Annotated in this window: 17 protein-coding genes; 11 read left to right on the top strand and 6 right to left on the bottom strand. The window is 72.0% G+C overall.

Annotated features, from left to right (window positions below):
• The first annotated feature begins 75 nt into the window (after positions 1–75).
• Positions 76–1,029 (top strand): NAD(+) diphosphatase, encoded by a 954-nt coding sequence (gene nudC / locus OTB20_RS16750; protein ID WP_420716416.1) that lies wholly within the window; start codon positions 76–78, stop codon positions 1,027–1,029.
• Between the two features lie 219 nt (positions 1,030–1,248).
• Here nudC and OTB20_RS16755 read toward each other — a convergent pair whose 3' ends face one another.
• Entirely contained in the window at positions 1,249–2,106 is an 858-nt protein-coding gene (locus OTB20_RS16755) for an aldo/keto reductase (protein WP_420716423.1), read from the bottom strand.
• 182 nt (positions 2,107–2,288) lie between these two features.
• Entirely contained in the window at positions 2,289–2,549 is a 261-nt protein-coding gene (locus OTB20_RS16760) for a mycoredoxin (protein ID WP_267755732.1), read from the bottom strand.
• 256 nt (positions 2,550–2,805) lie between these two features.
• Here OTB20_RS16760 and OTB20_RS16765 point away from each other — a divergent pair, with 256 nt between their 5' ends.
• From OTB20_RS16765 to OTB20_RS16785, 5 genes are all read left to right on the top strand, one after another.
• The gene (locus tag OTB20_RS16765; protein WP_267818327.1) at positions 2,806–4,971 is read left to right on the top strand and encodes an ATP-dependent DNA helicase UvrD2; all 2,166 of its coding nucleotides are present in this window, start codon (positions 2,806–2,808) and stop codon (positions 4,969–4,971) included.
• Between the two features lie 114 nt (positions 4,972–5,085).
• Entirely contained in the window at positions 5,086–5,496 is a 411-nt protein-coding gene (locus tag OTB20_RS16770; RefSeq protein ID WP_267818328.1) for a hypothetical protein, read from the top strand.
• A gap of 166 nt (positions 5,497–5,662) precedes the next feature.
• Positions 5,663–6,037: a WhiB family transcriptional regulator gene (locus tag OTB20_RS16775; RefSeq protein ID WP_267755735.1), complete on the top strand. Its 375-nt coding sequence runs from the start codon at positions 5,663–5,665 to the stop codon at positions 6,035–6,037.
• On the top strand, positions 6,034–6,366 hold the full coding sequence (locus OTB20_RS16780) for a hypothetical protein (RefSeq protein ID WP_267755737.1): 333 nt from the start codon (positions 6,034–6,036) through the stop codon (positions 6,364–6,366). Before OTB20_RS16775 ends, OTB20_RS16780 begins: the two co-directional genes overlap by 4 nt.
• Before the next feature lie 110 nt (positions 6,367–6,476).
• Positions 6,477–6,683: a hypothetical protein gene (locus OTB20_RS16785; RefSeq protein ID WP_267755740.1), complete on the top strand. Its 207-nt coding sequence runs from the start codon at positions 6,477–6,479 to the stop codon at positions 6,681–6,683.
• A 13-nt stretch (positions 6,684–6,696) separates the two neighbouring features.
• Here OTB20_RS16785 and OTB20_RS16790 read toward each other — a convergent pair whose 3' ends face one another.
• Both OTB20_RS16790 and OTB20_RS16795 read right to left on the bottom strand, forming a co-directional pair.
• Positions 6,697–8,028: an ABC1 kinase family protein gene (locus tag OTB20_RS16790; RefSeq protein ID WP_267818329.1), complete on the bottom strand. Its 1,332-nt coding sequence runs from the start codon at positions 8,026–8,028 to the stop codon at positions 6,697–6,699.
• Positions 8,029–8,448: 420 nt separating this feature from the next.
• On the bottom strand, positions 8,449–9,555 hold the full coding sequence (locus tag OTB20_RS16795; RefSeq protein ID WP_267818331.1) for a ThiF family adenylyltransferase: 1,107 nt from the start codon (positions 9,553–9,555) through the stop codon (positions 8,449–8,451).
• Positions 9,556–9,780: 225 nt separating this feature from the next.
• Between OTB20_RS16795 and OTB20_RS16800 the strand changes: the two genes are divergently transcribed.
• The 4 genes from OTB20_RS16800 (at position 9,781) to OTB20_RS16815 (ending at position 13,589) form a co-directional block, all read left to right on the top strand.
• The gene (locus OTB20_RS16800; protein ID WP_420716417.1) at positions 9,781–10,344 is read left to right on the top strand and encodes a M48 family metallopeptidase; all 564 of its coding nucleotides are present in this window, start codon (positions 9,781–9,783) and stop codon (positions 10,342–10,344) included.
• Between the two features lie 139 nt (positions 10,345–10,483).
• Positions 10,484–12,106, top strand: coding sequence for a TerD family protein (locus OTB20_RS16805; RefSeq protein WP_267818335.1), 1,623 nt, complete (start codon positions 10,484–10,486; stop codon positions 12,104–12,106).
• Between the two features lie 29 nt (positions 12,107–12,135).
• On the top strand, positions 12,136–12,816 hold the full coding sequence (locus tag OTB20_RS16810; protein ID WP_267818410.1) for an AIM24 family protein: 681 nt from the start codon (positions 12,136–12,138) through the stop codon (positions 12,814–12,816).
• Positions 12,817–12,833: 17 nt separating this feature from the next.
• Positions 12,834–13,589 (top strand): AIM24 family protein, encoded by a 756-nt coding sequence (locus OTB20_RS16815; protein WP_267755751.1) that lies wholly within the window; start codon positions 12,834–12,836, stop codon positions 13,587–13,589.
• 73 nt (positions 13,590–13,662) lie between these two features.
• Here the strand turns inward: OTB20_RS16815 and OTB20_RS16820 are convergent, their stop codons facing one another.
• Positions 13,663–14,187 carry an NUDIX hydrolase gene (locus OTB20_RS16820; RefSeq protein WP_267818337.1) on the bottom strand — a complete coding sequence of 175 codons (525 nt, stop codon included), beginning with the start codon at positions 14,185–14,187 and terminating at the stop codon, positions 13,663–13,665.
• Positions 14,184–15,602: a zinc-dependent metalloprotease gene (locus tag OTB20_RS16825; RefSeq protein ID WP_267818338.1), complete on the bottom strand. Its 1,419-nt coding sequence runs from the start codon at positions 15,600–15,602 to the stop codon at positions 14,184–14,186. The genes OTB20_RS16820 and OTB20_RS16825 overlap by 4 nt, the downstream gene beginning before the upstream one ends.
• Positions 15,603–15,795: 193 nt before the next feature.
• On the opposite strand from OTB20_RS16825, the gene OTB20_RS16830 reads away from it, so the two are divergent.
• Positions 15,796–17,013 (top strand): SDR family oxidoreductase, encoded by a 1,218-nt coding sequence (locus OTB20_RS16830; RefSeq protein WP_267818340.1) that lies wholly within the window; start codon positions 15,796–15,798, stop codon positions 17,011–17,013.
• Positions 17,014–17,057: the final 44 nt, after the last annotated feature.

A 17,057-nucleotide genomic window follows, 5' to 3' on the forward strand; every position in this document is an offset into this window, starting at 1 on the left:
TACCCGCGGCCCCACACCCGCCACCGCACACCCGTCCGTCCTGCTGAGCCTGCCTGTGTCCCGCCACCGGGGGAGTTGGAAGTACCTGTGAGCACCCATACCGAGTCCGAGCGTCCGATCTCGCTGGCGGCGCCCAGCGGAATCGACCGCGCCGCGCACCACCGTCTCGACGAGGCGTGGCTCGCCGCGGCGTGGAGCCACCCCAGCACCCGCGTCTTCGTCGTCTCGGGCGGCCAGGTCCTGATCGACGACACCCCCGACGGCGGCACCGCCATCGTGATGACCCCGGCCTTCGAGGCCCCGGTCACCGAGACCCACCGCTACTTCCTGGGGACCGACGAGGACGGCGTACGGTACTTCGCGCTGCAGAAGGACTCGCTGCCCGGCCGCATCGACCAGTCGGCCCGCCCGGCCGGCCTGCGCGAGGCCGGACTCCTGCTGTGCCCGCGGGACGCCGGGCTGATGGTGCACGCGGTGGCGCTGGAGAACTGGCAGCGCATGCACCGCTTCTGCTCGCGCTGCGGCGAGCGCACGGTGGTCGCCGCGGCCGGGCACATCCGCCGCTGCCCCGGCTGCGGTGCGGAGCACTACCCGCGGACCGACCCGGCCGTGATCATGCTGGTCACGGACGACCAGGACCGTGCGCTGCTGGGCCGCCAGGTGCACTGGCCGGAGGGCCGCTTCTCCACCCTCGCCGGGTTCGTGGAGCCGGGCGAGTCGATCGAGCAGTCGGTCATCCGCGAGGTGTGGGAGGAAGCGGGCGTCAAGGTCGGCGAGGTCGAATACGTCGCCAGCCAGCCCTGGCCGTTCCCGTACAGCCTGATGCTGGGCTTCACGGCGCGCGCCGTCACCTTCGACATCACCGTCGACGGCGACGAGATCCAGGAGGCCCGCTGGTTCTCCCGCGACGATCTGCGCACGGCCATCGAGGTCGGCGAGGTCCTCCCGCCCGCAGGCATCTCCATCGCGGCCCGCCTGGTGGAACTCTGGTACGGCAAGCCCCTCCCGAAGCCGGCCACGACCGCCTGACCCGGACCGGTACCCGTACCCGTACCCGTACGGAGCCGTTCCCCGTGGCTCGACCCGGAGTCCGTCCTTCCCGCGCTCAACATTCCCTGCGTCGTCACCTTCCTCTTCTGGCCCGAGGTGGCGATCATCGCCTGAGTGACGAGGGCAGGCCCCGCGGGATCGCGGAAGAGGTGGCGGGGCCCCCGACGGATGCTTCCCCCACGGGCAGGCCGTATCGGTTCACGACTGCTCCCCCCGGAGCGCGTCGCCGCCGTCGCGGTCCGACAGCCCGTCGAGGCGGAGCCTCTGGGCGTCGGTCAGGTGGAGGCGTTGCGCGGCGAGGTTCTCCTCCAGGTGCGCGATCCGGGAGGTGCCCGGGATCGGCAGGACGACCGGCGAGCGGCCGAGGAGCCAGGCGAGCGCGACCTGCGTGGGGGTGGCGTCGGCCTCGGCCGCCACGGCGGCGATCTCGGCCCGCGCCCCGGCCTTTCCCCAGGCGACGGTGCGCCAGGGCAGGAACGCGATGCCCGCCGCCTCACAGGCCTCGAGCACGGGCTCGTGCTCCCGGTCGAGCAGGTTGTAGCGGTTCTGGACGCTCGCGATGTCGACGATCTCCCGTGCCCGGCCGAGCTCCTCGACGGTGACCTCCGACAGGCCGATGCGGCCGATCTTGCCCTCGGCGCGCAGGTCCCGCAGCGTGCCGATCTGGTCGGTGAGCGGCGTCCGGGGGTCGAGGCGGTGCAGCTGGAGCAGCTCGATCCGCTCGACGCGCAGTCGGCGCAGCGCCTGCTCGACCTGCTCGCGCAGCGCGGCCGGCCGCGCGTCGAGCTTCCACTCACCCGAGGGGCCCGACCGGGCGACCCCGGCCTTGGTGGTGACGAGGACCCCGTCGGGGTACGGGTGCAGGGCCTCGGCCAGGAGCTCCTCGTTGCCGCCCATGCCGTACATGTAGGCGGTGTCGATCAGGGTGACGCCCAGCTCGACGGCCCGCCGGGCCACCGCGAGGGAGTTCTCCCGGCCCGGACCCGGGTCCACGGCCAAGTGCATGGCCCCGAAACCGAGCCTGCCAACTTCCAGATCCCCGCCGATACGAAACATCGTCGAAAGCACGTACTGGTCCCTCCCCCTTGTCCAAGGGGCAACGCTAACAGCGCAGTTGGCCGGTTCCTGAGCCGCCGAAACCGGACGTCCCGGCTCCGCCGCGGCGCCCGGCCACGCGGCGCGGGAACGCAGAAGCCCCCGCCGAGGCGGGGGCCTTTCCGTACGTGGCGTTCAGCACATCAGACGGCGAGGGCCTGCTTGACCTGGGCCAGGCTCGGGTTCGTCATGACCGACTCGCTACCCGCGGAGGAGGTGACGAGAACGGTGGGAACGGTCTGGTTGCCGCCGTTCGCCTTCTCCACGAACGCCGCGGACGCGGGGTCGTGCTCGATGTTGATCTCGGTGTAGGCGATGCCTTCCCGGTCCAGCTGGGTCTTCAGCCTGCGGCAGTAGCCGCACCAGGTCGTGCTGTACATCGTGACCGTGCCCGCGTCCTGCATGCTGCGCTCTCCATTCGTGGGTGCCCCTTGGTCCGAGTAGTCGAACGTACGGGACCGTGCGTCCATTCCCGCAACCCCGCCGGGGCACCGCGTCACCTCTGCCCGAGGACCCCCGCGCCCCCGGCCGGTTCCTGGACCCCCTGCCCGGGTCGGCGCCCCGCCCCGCCACCGGTACGACGATGTTCCGGTCGGAACAACGCGGGCGGCCTGTGGACGGATTTCCCGGCCTCCCCACGAGACCTGGCAGCATGGCGGGGTGACACCAGCAACGCACTCCTCATCCTTCACGGCCGACGCAGACTCGGCCGACGCGGTGCTCCTGGGCCTGGACCCGGAGCAGCGCGAGGTCGCGACGACCCTGCGCGGACCGGTGTGCGTGCTCGCGGGCGCCGGCACGGGCAAGACCCGCGCGATCACCCACCGCATCGCCTACGGGGTCCGCTCCGGCCAGCTGATGCCGGCGAGTGTGCTGGCCGTCACCTTCACCAACCGTGCCGCCGGCGAGATGCGCGGCCGCCTGCGCGAGCTGGGCGCCGGCGGGGTGCAGGCGCGTACCTTCCACTCCGCGGCCCTGCGCCAGCTGCAGTACTTCTGGCCCAAGGCGGTCGGCGGAGACGTGCCCCGGCTGCTGGAGCGCAAGATCCAGTTCGTCGCCGAGGCGGGCGCGCGCTGCCGCATTCGCCTCGACCGGGGTGAGCTGCGCGACGTCACCGGCGAGATCGAGTGGGCGAAGGTCACACAGACGGTGCCCGCCGACTACCCGGCGGCGGCCCGCAAATCCGGCCGCGAGGCCCCCCGGGACCTGGCCGAGATCGCCCAGATCTACGGGACCTACGAACAGCTCAAGCGCGACCGCGGCATGATCGACTTCGAGGACGTGCTGCTTCTCACCGTCGGCATCCTGCAGGACCGCCACGACATCGCCGAACAGATCCGAACCCAGTACCAGCACTTCGTCGTCGACGAGTACCAGGACGTCAGCCCGCTCCAGCAGCGGCTGCTGGACCTCTGGCTCGGTGAGCGCGACACCCTCTGCGTGGTCGGCGACGCCAGCCAGACGATCTACTCCTTCACCGGCGCCACCCCCGACCACCTGCTGAACTTCCGCACCAAGTACCCGCAGGCCACCCTGGTCAAGCTGGTGCGCGACTACCGCTCCACCCCCCAGGTGGTCCACCTCGCCAACGGGCTCCTCGCCCAGGCCAAGGGCCGCGCCGCCGAGCACCGCCTGGAACTGGTCTCCCAGCGCGAGACCGGACCCGACCCGGTCTATGCCGAGTACCCCGACGAGCCCGCCGAGGCCGAGGGCGTCGCCCACCGGATCCGCGACCTCGTCAAGGCTGGCGTCCCGGCCGGCGAGATCGCCGTGCTCTACCGGATCAACGCCCAGTCCGAGGTCTACGAGCAGGCCCTCGCCGACGCCGGAGTCCCCTACCAGCTGCGCGGAGCCGAGCGCTTCTTCGAGCGCGCCGAGGTGCAGAAGGCGATCCTCGCCCTGCGCGGAGCCGCCCGCTCCGGCGGCAACGACCGGCTGCTCGACGACGTCGTGGAGCTCGGATCCCAGGTCCGGGCCGTGCTCAGCTCCACCGGCTGGACCGGCGAACCGCCCGCCGGCTCCGGCGCAGTCCGCGACCAGTGGGAATCTCTGGCCGCGCTGGTCCGGCTCGCCGAGGACTTCGCCCGCGCCCGGCCCCCCGCCACCCTCGCCGACCTGATCGTCGAGCTGGAGGAGCGCAAGGCCGCCCAGCACGCCCCGACCGTCCAGGGCGTCACCCTCGCCTCGCTGCACGCGGCGAAGGGCCTGGAATGGGACGCCGTGTTCCTCGTGGGCCTGACCGACGGCATGATCCCGATCACCTACGCGAAGACCGACGAGCAGGTCGAGGAGGAGCGTCGGCTGCTCTACGTCGGCGTCACCCGCGCCCGGCTCCACCTGACCCTCTCCTGGGCGCTCTCCCGGACTCCGGGCGGCCGGGGGTCCAGACGCCCCAGCCGCTTCCTGAACGGCCTGAGGCCGGGCTCCATGGCCCCGGGAACCAGGCCGGGCGGCCCGGCCGAGCCCGGGGTGCGCAAGCGCGGCCGCCGCGGCCCCGCCGTCTGCCGGGTCTGTCGCAAGACCCTGACCGACGCCGGCGAGCTGAAACTGTTGCGCTGCGAGGACTGCCCTTCGGACATGGACGAAGGGCTCTACGAGCGGCTGCGGGACTGGCGCGGCGTCCAGGCGAAGGAGCAGGGCATGCCCGGCTACTGCGTCTTCACGGACAAGACGCTGATGGCCATCGCGGAGGCCGCGCCCTCGCAGGAGGGAGACCTCGCGATGATCTCGGGAGTGGGCGTCCGCAAGCTGGAGCGGTACGGAGCCGACGTGCTTGCCATCTGCGCAGGTGGGGAGCCCGGGACGGAAGATTCTGACGACGCGTAGAAACTCGTCGGAAAAATAGTTTGCACATGCCCAGCGAAGCCCCATAGGTTCTTAGCAACGGAAACGGTGGCTTCTCCGAAGCCCCTGATCCGTGCTGTACTTATCCGAATACGCATGGGACGAGGCCTTCGGGCCGGGTCCCCGAGACGCCGAGAGGAGGCGAGACCAGTGACCAGCTTCATCACCACCACCAAAATGACCGATCGCTCGGTTGCCGCTTCCTGCACCCTCGGCTCCTCCACGCTCCTTGCCCTCACGGGTTCCGGTCTTCCGGGTACCGGTCTGTCCGCGATTTGCGCTGACAGCCCCGCCCTGTCCGCCGCGCCTACCGCCCTGCGGGTCAGTGAGCGCAATGAGCGACCGGCCCAGGCACCGGTGGCAGTAATGGCAGCAGAAGCCAAGGCGCATGGCGCCTATGCCTTTGCGGCCGCAGCCGGTGCCGGAGTCAAGACGAAGCAGACGAAGCAGCAGCACCACCTGATGTGGGCCTTCCGCGGGCTCGAACCCTGGAGTGATCCAGTCTGATCCGACGATCAGACCGGCGCCTTCAGGGCCGCGGAACCCCACCCGGGATCCGCGGCCCTTCTGTTTGTCCCCGACAGGGGACGACGGACCGAAGGGGCGAGGTACCCCAGCCGCCCCGGCCGACCGGCCGGAACGACTAGCCGAACAAGACGAGGAAAAAACCACCGTGCAACTCGAAGCGCACGCCCCGTCCGTACCGAAGACCCAGACCCTCTCCCCGCCCGCAGTCCCGGAAGGCTCCACCACCTTGACTCCCCTCACCGCGCTGACCGCGCTCGACGACGCCATCGAGAACCTCGGCGTCCCCGTCGCCTGTCGCACCTACGACCCCGAGGTCTTCTTCGCCGAGTCCCCGGCGGACGTCGAGTACGCGAAGTCCCTCTGCGGCACCTGCCCGCTGGTCGAGGCCTGCCTCGCCGGTGCGCTCGAGCGCCGCGAGCCCTGGGGTGTCTGGGGAGGCGAGCTCTTCGTCCAGGGTGTCGTCGTCGCCCGGAAGCGTCCCCGTGGCCGTCCGCGCAAGAACCCGGTTGTTGCGGCATGACCGCCAACGGAACCATCGACCGCCCCGTCACGCGCGACCCCCTGAAGCAGGCCCTCATGTCCCCCTACGCCACCACGAGCGAGCAGCCGCACGGCTCCGCCACCGCAGACTTCATCACCGCCGGCGCGATCACCTCGCGTCAGAACAGGACCCGCGAAATGCAACTCATCCCAGAAGCCATGGCTCGTGCCCATATGGACGACCGTATGCGTGAGGTCGACGCCGAGCGTCGCGCCCTGCGCGTGGTCGCCGCGCGGCGCATGCAGCGTCGAGCCGAGCGCGTCTCGCTGCGCGCCCGGCGCGCGCTGGCCATGGCCGTCATGCACTGAGAGAGCTTGAAACGGCTCGGAAGAACCACCCGGGGGGACCGGTCCGCAAGGGCCGGTTCCCCCGGTGCGTTGCGGACCGCCCGCCGGCCCCCCGGGGATATCGTCTTGAGGTGGACCAGCCGAATCCCCGCCCGGCAGCGCCGGGAACCGAGGCCCCGCCCGTCGTCTGCGCGCGCTGCGGCGCCCAGTCCCCGGCCGGCGCCCCGCCCACCTGGACCTGCTCCGTGGAGAACGGGACCAGACAGTACTTCTGCGTCGACTGCGCGCGTGCGAACCTCCGCGCCATCGAAGGCCGCCTCGACTCCGCCTGGTGGTGAGCGCCCGTCCTGCTCAGCCCTCGTCGGGCAGGAACCCCGGGAGCCAGGAGTCCAGTTCCTCGCGGAGCCTGACCGTGGCGCCGAGCTGGCACAGCACCCCGATGGTGCTCAGCGTCACCCGGTGGATCAGCAGGTACGAGGGCGGCAGATTGATCTGACGGCCCAACTGGTGCGCGGGGGAGCGGGGGTCGGCGATCCGCGCGGCCTGGCCGCGCAGCCACGTCCGGGTGAACGTGAACTCCTCGGCCTCGGCCGGTTCGAGCATCGGCTTCAGATAGTCGAGCACGGCTTCGGCTTCCAGCTCGATGGACTCGCGGACGAACCCCTCCGCGCGCAAGTGCCCGTAGACCCCCTCGGCGTCACCGTCCAGCGCCATCCGCAGTGACCGGCCGATGGGCCGCGGCCAGCCGCCCGGCAGCCGGTCGACGGTCCCGAAGTCCAGTACGCCCAGCCGCATCCGGCCGTCCGCCCCCGCGATCAGCCGGAAGTTGCCCGGATGCGGATCGGCGTGCAGCAGCCCGGTGCGCGCGGGGCCGGAGAAGAGGAAGCGGGCCAGGAGCTGTCCGGCGCGGTCGCGCTCCTGCGGGGTGCCGTCGGCTATCACCTCCGACAGCGGGGTCCCCTCGATCCATTCGGTCACCAGTACCTGGTCGCCCTGGTGCACCACGTCCGGCACGACCACGTCCTCGTCGCCGTCGAAGGCGTCCGCGTGCGTCCGCTGGGCCTCGGCCTCCAGCTCGTAGTCGAGCTCCTCCGCGACCCGGTTGCGCAGCTCCTTGATCAAGGGCTTGATGTCCATGCCGGGGATCAGCGGCCCCAGCAGCCCCGCGAACCGGCTCAGCTGCTTCAGGTCCGACAGCAGGGCCTCGCCGGCCCCCGGGTACTGGACCTTGACCGCCACCTGCCGGCCGTCGTGCCACACCGCCCGGTGCACCTGCCCGATCGAGGCCGCCGCGGCCGGCTTGTCCTCGAACTCCTCGAACAACTCCCGCCAGTCCGCGCCGAGCCGCTCCGCCAGTACCTGGTGCACGGTCGCCACGGGCAGCGGCGGGGCCGCTTCCTGAAGCTTCGTCAGCGCGGCCCGGTAGGGCCCGGCCACCTCCTCGGGCAGGGCGGACTCGAAGACCGAGAGCGCCTGGCCGAACTTCATGGCGCCCCCTTTCAGCTCGCCCAGCACACGGAACAGCTGTTCCGCGGTGCGCTGCTGGAGCTCGCGCGTCACTATCTCCGCAGACTTGCCGCCGATCCGCTTCCCGAGACCCCAGGTGGCCCGGCCCGCTATGCCGAGCGGCAGCGCGGCCAGCTTGACGGTACGGGTGACCGCCTTCCGGGGAAGATCAGACATGCGCCCCTCCAATTCCCAGACAGCTGAGCCGCAAGCGGCGGTCCGGGGGAGTCCCCCGAAGGCCTTCCCGGCCAAAAGCATCCTGCCATGACCCTCCGCGCCCACCCCGTCCGAGTCTCCTGCCCGGAACCCGGGAGGGAGCCACCGGTCGGCGGACGGTGCCCGCCCCCATGAGACAGCATGGCGCTACAGAGCGGGCCGGGCGCCGGTCGCGAAAGGCCTGAGGAATGGCAGGGCGGGGGACCTTCGAGACAGCTGTCGTCATGTCCGTCACGCCGACCCGTCCACTCTGCGGCTGCGCGAACTGATCACCTCCCTCCGCAGCCTCGTCCGCCTGCTCCTCTCGGCCGAGCCCCGGATGGCGGGGTTCTGCCAGCCCCTTGAGGCAAGGCTCGCGCCAGTGCCTCCCGGCTGGCCCCCTCACGTCCCGGCCTCCTGCCCCGCCGGAACCCTGGCCGCCGCGCACGGGCAGTCGGGGTGCGGGTGGACCGGGGTCGGGTGCCAGTGGAGGGCCGGGAGGGAGGCTTCCCAGCGGGTGGCGGTGGAGGCGGGGAGCTCGCCGTCGAGGAAGGACAGGGCGTGGGCGGCGGCCAGGCCGGCCACGGCTGTGGAGAGTCCGAGGTCACAGGCGGCGGCCGTTCGGCGGCGGTGGGCCGAGCGCCACTGGACCAGCATGCGCGGCCAGGCCGGGTCCCGCTCGACCCGGTCGCGCTCCATGCAGCCCGCGCACGCCGTGGCTCCGGGGAGGACCAGCGGCCCCACCAGCCCGGTGCCCTCCAGCACCCCCGCGTACAGATGAGGGGTGCCGGTGGCGACCCAGTCGGCCGCCGTCTGCGGATCGGGGGCCCAGGACTGCAGCCCGTCCCGGGGCGCGACTACCACCAGGGCCAGCCCCGGCTCCGGGCCCCCGCCTTCCCCGGTCCGCGGCCCGCGTCCCGGGGCCGCGTCGCGGACCGCGGACCGCGCGGCCTCGGCGCGCAGCCGCCCCACGCTGCCGGGACCCAGCCCGCCCGGAGCCACGTCCGCCGGCTGCGCGCGTCCCCCGTCGAGCACTTCGACACGGCCGATGCCCGCTCCCGCCAGGACCGAGGCGATCACCGCGCCCACCCGGCCGCTCCCGCGCACCTGAACCCGTATCACCCGGCGAGCTGCGACTGCCTGTAAGTCCCCGCCCGGCCGGGGGCGGACCAGTGACAGCGACCCCAGATCCGGGCCGAGCCGCTCCAGGGTCTGCGGCCGGTCCCGCACGGCTTGGGCGCGGGCCCCGCCCGCCGTGGCATCGTCGAGCAGCCCGGCCGCCGCCAGCCTCCGCACCACCTCGTCGGCCCGGCCGTCCGGCAGTCCCATCCCCTTGCCCTCCGACCGCAGCAGCTCCATGCTCCGCGTCCCGTCGATCAGGTCGAGGAGAGCGCCCGTCGCCGTGTCCACCGGGCCGAGCACCACCGCGTGGGCGGGCGTCACCCCGAACTGCACCGTCTGCAGATCCCGCCAGGCCCGTGCCAGCGCCGGCTTCACCTTCGGATACATCGCGGTCCTCCCCCGATTCGCGGCCCGATTCACGTGCCGCATTCCCGTACGTCGCTTTCCGCAAGATTGCCCGGCCGTCGAAAGGGATGCAGGAGTTTGTCCACAGGCGAGGGGTATTAGGTATATGAACTGAATGATTGAGGTTCTTTGCAGTCCGCCTCGGCTCTCCGGCGTACGGAGTGCACATCGGTCGTGTTCGAACCCCGGAGGGGCGGGACTTCCGTCATGGCGAGCGGGTACCGTCATGGCGTGTCCGCCGATCCACCGCAGTGCGCCGTCGAAGTCCGCCGGAGCGCACGCCGCCGAAGGACCGTATCCGCCTACCGCGAGGGTGACCGTACGGTCGTCCTCATCCCTGCCCGGATGTCCGCGGCGGAGGAGCAGCGCTGGGTGGGCGTCATGCTCGACAAGCTGGCGGCGCAGGAGAGCAAACGCCCCGTCGGGGACGCGGAGCTCGCCGAACGGGCCGAGCGGCTGTCCGAGCAGTACTTCAGCGGCCGCGCCCGCCCCAAGTCGGTCCGCTGGGTCACCAACCAGAACACCCGCTGGGGCTCCTGCACCCCGGCCGAAGGCAGCATCCGGCTTTCGCACCGCATCCAGCCGATGCCGGAGTACGTCGTCGACTACGTGCTGCTGCACGAGCTGGCGCACCTCCTCGTGCCCGGCCACGGCCCCGCTTTCTGGGAGCTGCTGGAGGCCTATCCGCGCACCGAGCGGGCGCGCGGATACCTCGAGGGAATCGTCGCCGCCGACCGCCTGCCGAATGTCCCGGCCGCCATCGAGGAATGATCCGGATCTATCCGCTATGCGCCCGGTATGCCCCACCTCGTGATATGTACCGGGTCGGTACCGACTTGGCCGGATGTCCCAGGTTGCCGTTAGCCTGAGCGCCACGTATTCACAGTCGGGATGGGGGACGGTCTTACGTATGGCCAGGGAATTCCAACGCGGTCACAAGGCCAAAATCAGTGATCTGACGGCGGGCACGGACCTCTATGTGGGCGTCCAGATCGCCGGGCCCGGACTTGCCATCGACATCAGCTGTTTCGGCCTCGACGCGAACGAGCAGCTCTCGGACGACCGCTACTTCGTCTTCTTCAACCAGCCGAAGTCGCCGGAAGAGTCCATCCAGCAGCTGGGCACGCAGTCCGGTGACACGGAATCCTTCCGGGTGACCCTGGACCGCGTTCCGGCCAACATCCACAAGCTCTCCTTCGCCGCCTCGATCGACGGCGCCGGGCAGATGTCGCAGATCGGCCCCGGCTACATCCGCATCGTGGCGGGTGGCGAGGAGGTCGTCCGGTACTCCTTCTCGGGCGCGGAGTTCAGCACCGAGCGCGCGCTGATGATCGGCGACTTCTACCTCAAGGACGTATGGCGCTTCGCCGCCGTCGGCCAGGGCTTCGACGGCGGGCTCGCCGCGCTGCTCCAGAACTTCGGCGGCGAGGTCGCCGAGGAGGAGCAGCCCGCAGCGCTTGCAAAGGCCCCGGCCGCCTCGCCCGGCTTCGCCCCGCCCCCGCAGGCAGTCGCCCCGGCGCCTTCCTTCGGTGCTCCCGCCCAGGCGCAGCCCCCGGCCCCGGCGCCCTCGTTCGGCGCGCCGCCCCAGGCCCCCGCCCCGTCACACGTACCGGCCCCGGCGCCGTACCAGCAGCCCGTCCACGCGGCCCCCACCATGGCCGCGCCGATGGGCGCCCCGCTGGCCCCGCCCGCCCCCGCGCCCTACGGGCAGGTTCCGCCGCCCGCCCCGGCCCCCGCGCCGTACGGGCAGCAGCCGCAGCCCGCGTACGGCCAGGTCCCGGGCCAGCAGCAGCCCCCGTACGGCCAGCAGCCCGGCTACGGCCAGCAGCCCCAGGGCTACGGCCAGCCCGCGCAGGCGGCCCCGGCCGTCGGCGCCGGACTCGCCGCCGCCCTCCAGCCGTACAAGGAAGCCCCCACGGGTGCCCGCTGGACCCCGCAGAACCAGCAGCTCATGCGGGTCGACCTGTCGATGGGCGGCCAGGCCGTCCTCGCCCGCCAGGGCAGCATGGTCCTCTACCAGGGCAAGGTCGACTTCAGCTACAAGGGCGCGGGCTTCGCCGGCCGCGTCGTCGGCAACGCCACCGGCCAGGAGATGCAGCTGATGCGCTGCACCGGCCGCGGCCAGGTCTTCCTCGCCGAGGACGGCGCCCACCTGCACGCCATCGAGCTCCAGGGCGACGGCATCTGTGTCTCCGCCGAGAGCGTCCTCGCCTTCGACGAGTCGCTCCAGCACGAGGTCCGCCGCATCGAGGGCCACGGCATCCCGGGCGGCGCGCTGTTCACCATGCAGTTCCAGGGCACCGGCACGGTGATCGCCAAGACGCACGGCGTGCCCGTGGTCCTGCCCGTCACCCCGACCACCTTCGCGGACAGCAACGCCATCGTCGCGTGGTCCGCCGCCGCTCAGGTGATCATTTCCAGCCAGGTCCGGCTGCGCCGCAACGCCTACCCCGGCCACAGCGGGGAGACCGTGAACCTCCAGTTCCGCGCCGCTCCCGGCAACTTCATCGTCGTCCAGCCGTACGAGGTCTGAGGGAGCCCCACATGAATGCCATGAACGCTATGAACCAGCAGCTCGCGGGCTACGCCCCGACCCCCGTCACGGCCCGCATGGAGAACCACGGCCGCGCGATGCTCAAGGTCGCCATGCAGACCGGCCAGGACCTCTTCGCGCGCACCGGATCGATGGTCGCCTACGAGGGCTTCGTGCAGTACGAGCCCAACCCGCCGGCCGTCCGCCAGATGGCCTCGCAGTGGCTCACCGGCGAAGGTGCCCCGCTGATGAAGTGCACCGGCGACGGCCTGCTGTACCTCGCCGACTACGGCGCGGACGTCGTCGTCATCAACCTCAACAACGACTCGCTCTCGGTCAACGGCACCAACCTGCTGGCCTTCGACGCCCACCTCCAGTGGGGCGTCGAGCGGGTCAAGGGCATGGCCAAGTTCGCCGGCCAGGGCCTGTTCAACGTGTCGGTCGCCGGCACCGGCTGGGTCGCGATCACCTCGCGCGGCACGCCGATCGTGGTCGACTGCGGCCGCGGCGAGGACGAGACGTACGTCGACCCCGACGCGCTCGTCGCCTGGTCCCCGAACCTCAAGGTCAAGGGCAAGCGCAGCTTCAAGGCCTCGTCGATGATCGGCCGGGGCAGCGGGGAGGCCTACCAGATGGCATTCTCCGGCCAGGGCATCGTCGTCGTACAGCCCAGCGAGGACAGCACCGACCGGCTCCGAGCCCGGGGCTGAGGGGGAGAAGACACATCATGCAGAGCTCACTTTTCGCCCATGCCGAGGCGCAGTCCCAGGAGCGGTACGCCGTCCAGAACCCGCAGCTGCTGCGGGTCTCGCTGAGCGGTTCCGACGACGTGCTCGCCCGCAAGGGCGCGATGGTCGCCTACCAGGGGATCATCGACTTCGACGGCGAGTACCAGAGCACCACCCAGCGCAATGCCCGCGCCCGCACCGGCGAGGGCCTCGACCTGATGCGCTGCTCCGGGCAAGGCACCGTCTACCTCGCCAACCTGGCGCAGTACGTCCACGTCCTGGACGTTGACCAGGAAGGCCTCACCGTCGACAGCAGCTACGTGCTGGCCCTGGACTCCACGCTGCACACCGAGGCCATCGCGGTGGACAGCCAGTACGGGATCTCCGGATCGGGCAAGTACCAGCTCAACATCACCGGCCGCGGCAAGGTCGCCCTGATGACCTCAGGGCAGCCGCTGATGATGCAGGTCACGCCCGACAAGTACGTCAACGCCGACGCGGACGCCATCGTCGCCTGGTCCACCTCGCTGCGCGTGCAGATGCAGGCCCAGACGCACTCCACCGGCGTCTGGCGGCGGCGCGGCAACACCGGCGAGGGCTGGGAGCTGAGCTTCCTCGGCAGCGGCTTCGCACTGGTCCAGCCCAGCGAGGTGCTCCCGCCGCAGAACGCGCAGATCGGGCAGGGCGCGGCCGCGCAGCTGGGCATGGGCCAGCACGGCTCCCACGCCCAGAACCAGAACAACGCCTGGAACTGACCCGGGCACGGACCGACGAGAAGGGGCGGACCCGCATCGGCGGGGCCGCCCCTTCTCCGTGTCCCGCGCAGGGTCAGAGCCTCGCCCGGGTCGCCTCCACCAGCCGCACCACCGAGGTGTCGGCCACCGCCGCCACCTCCTCGTACGGGAACCAGCGCAGGTCCAGCGACTCGTCGCTGATCTCTTCGAGCGCCCCGGCGGGCGCCAGCGCCGCGTACTGCACGTCCAGGTGCCAGTTGCAGGGCGCCGGGATCGGATGCCGGTCGAGCCGCACCGGCCCGCCGGGCAGCAGCGTCAGCCCCTCGGTGATGCCCGACTCCTCCACGGCCTCGCGCAGCGCGGCCCCGGCGATGGTCGTGTCACCGGGCTCGCAGTGCCCGCCCATCTGGAGCCACATGCCGAGCTTCTTGTGCAGGGTCAGCAGCACGCGGCCCCGCGCCGGGTCGATCACCAGGGCGCTGCCCGTGATGTGCCCGGCCCGGCAGGGCTTGTAGATCCCGTCCGGGTGGGCGGCCAGGTGCTCCAGGTACAGGTCGCGCAGCTCGGGCTGGTCCTCGTACGCCTTCAGGACCAGCACCGTGTCTTCGTACAGATTCACTTCTTGTCGTCGCCGTCCTGCTCGCGGCCGTCCTGTTCACGCTTCTCGGCGGCCTCGCCGAGCATCTTGTCGATCTCGGAGAAGTCCAGCTGCTCGCGGTGCACGAACCCGTCCGGGTCGTCCAGGTCGGAAGCGGTCGGCAGCATGTCCGGGTGCTCCCACAGCCCGTCACGCCCGTCCACACCGCGCGCGTCGGTGAGCGAGGCCCACAGCCGCGAGGCGTCGCGCAGCCGGCGCGGCCGCAGCTCCAGCCCGATCAGCGTGGCGAAGGTCTGCTCCGCCGGGCCGCCCGAGGCGCGCCGTCGGCGCATGGTCTCGCGCATGGCGTCGGCCGAGGTCAGACGGGGCTTGGCGGCCTCGTGCACGACCGCGTCCACCCAGCCCTCGACCAGCGCGAGCGCCGTCTCCAGGCGGGCCAGCGCCGCCTTCTGCTCGGGGGTGTCCTGCGGCTGGAACATGCCGCCCTGGAGGGCTTCCTGCAGCTGCTCCGGGTTCGACGGGTCGAGCTGGCCGACCACGTCCTCCAGCTTCGAGGTGTCGACCTTGATGCCCCGCGCGTACCCCTCGACCGCGCCGAAGAGGTGCGAGCGCAGCCACGGCACGTGCGCGAAGAGCCGCGCGTGGGCGGCCTCGCGCAGCGCCAGGTACAGCCGTACCTCGTCCGAGGAGACGCCCAGGTCCTTGCCGAAGCTCTCGATGTTCAGCGGCAGCAGCGCGGCCTTGCCGGCCGGGCCCAGCGGGAGCCCGATGTCCGTGGAGCCGACGACCTCGCCCGCGAGGGTGCCCACGGCCTGGCCGATCTGCTGGCCGAACATGGCCCCTCCCATGGACCGCATCATGCCGAGCAGCGGGCCCGCCATGGCCTGCATCTCCTCGGGCAGTACGCCGCCCATGGCCGCGCCGACGCGCTCGGCGACCGGGTCCACGAGCTCCTTCCACACCGGCAGGGTCGCCTCGATCCATTCGGCGCGGCTCCACGCCACGGCCGTGGAGGCGCCCGACGGCAGCGAGGTGACGTCGTCGAGCCAGTGGTCGGCAAGGCGCACGGCCTCCTCGACCGCGGACTTCTCCGCGACGCCCACGCTGGCGTCCTTGACCCCGTCAGAGGTGCCCTGGGCCACGGTCTGGCGGGCGATGTCCTTGGCCATGTCCCAGTTGACCGGACCGCCCTCGTAGCTCAGCATCTGGCCGAGCTGCTGGAAGGCGGCGCCGAGGTCGTTCGGGTTCATGGCGCCGAACATCGCGGCGAAGGGATTGTCGGCGTCGCCCTGGCCGCCGGAGCCGCCGGGCAGGCCCGTGCCGAATCCGAACGGATTGGGGCCGCCCTGGCCGCCCTCGTTGCCCTTCTTCTTGCCCTCGTCGCCGTTCTCAGGCTCCTCCGGCGGAAGGCCGAATCCGAATGGGATGTCGCTCACGGGTTTCCTCGGCTCGTAGGGCCGCCGGCAGGAGCCGGCGGGCAATGGTTCGGCAACACCACCCAGCGTAGACACCAGACCCCGCTTCCGGGCTCGGTGCTCCGCTGACTCCTGGGCTGCGGCAGGATGGACATCGACTGGTGGGTGCGCGTCACGGTGCGTCCCTACTGAAGACAACCGCTGGAGACGCCTGGTGAGTTCCCCAGATCCGCACGCTTTGGCCGAGCAGGGCCCGGACGAGCACGACCGCGAGCCGCACGACGGCGAGAACAGTGCTGGCCACAGCGCTGACCGCGGCGCCGAGCAGGCCGACGGCTCCCCGGACGTTCGCCGGACGCGAAACCCGGGCGGTCCCGCACGCCGGGGCCCGGTGATCGCCGTGACCGGCGCCGCCTCGGGTGTCGGGGCGGCCCTGGTGACCAGGCTGGCCGCGTCCGAGGAGGTCAAGCAGGTCGTCGCGATCGACGAGCGGCGCGGTGACTGCACGGACGCGCAGTGGCACCTCCTGGACGTACGGGACCCCGCGATCGCGGAGAAACTGCGCGGCGCGGACGTCGTGGTGCACCTCGCCCTCGACCTCGACCTGGAGACGGACCCGGCGGCCCGTACGGCGTACAACGTGCGCGGGACCCAGACCGTGCTCACCGCCGCCGCGGCGGCGGGAGTGCACCGGGTCGTGCTCTGCACCTCGGCCATGGTCTACGGGGCCCTGCCGGACAACGACATCCCGCTCTCCGAGGACGCGGAGCTGCGCGCCACCGCCGAGGCGACCGGCGTCGGCGACCTGCTGGAGATCGAGCGGCTCGGCCGCCGGGCGCCGCGCGCGCACCCCGGCCTGAACGTCACCGTGGTCCGCCCGGCGGTACTGGTCGGCGGCACGGACACGGCGCTGACCCGGTACTTCGAGTCGCCGAGGCTGCTGGTGGTGGCCGGATCCAGGCCGACCTGGCAGTTCTGCCACGTCGAGGACCTGGTCAGTGCGCTGGAGTACGCGGCCCTGGAGAAGGTCGAGGGCGAACTGGCCGTCGGCTGCGAGGGCTGGCTCGAGCAGGAGGAGGTCGAGGAGCTGAGCGGCATCCGCCGCATGGAGCTCCCCTCCGCCGTGGCTCTGGGCGCCGCGGCCCGCCTGCACCGGATCGGCCTCACCCCGTCCCCGGCCGGGGACCTCGCCTACACCATGCACCCGTGGGTGGTCAGCGTCAGCGGGCTGCACGCGGCGGGCTGGCGGCCGCGCTGGACCAACGAGGAGGTGCTCGCCGAGCTGCTCCAGGAGGTCGCCGGGCGGCACACCGTCGCGGGACGCCGGCTGGGCCGCAAGGACGCGACGGCCGCCGGCGCCGCGGGGGCGACGGTGGCGCTGCTGGGCGCCGCCGCCGCGATCCGCGCGGCCCGTCGGCGCCGGGGAATCTGAGGGGTCCGCTCCGCCGGCGGCCGGGGCGCCGCCGCGCGAGCGGC

This window comes from Streptomyces sp. H27-H1, assembly GCF_026627445.1.
Classification (GTDB): domain Bacteria; phylum Actinomycetota; class Actinomycetes; order Streptomycetales; family Streptomycetaceae; genus Streptomyces.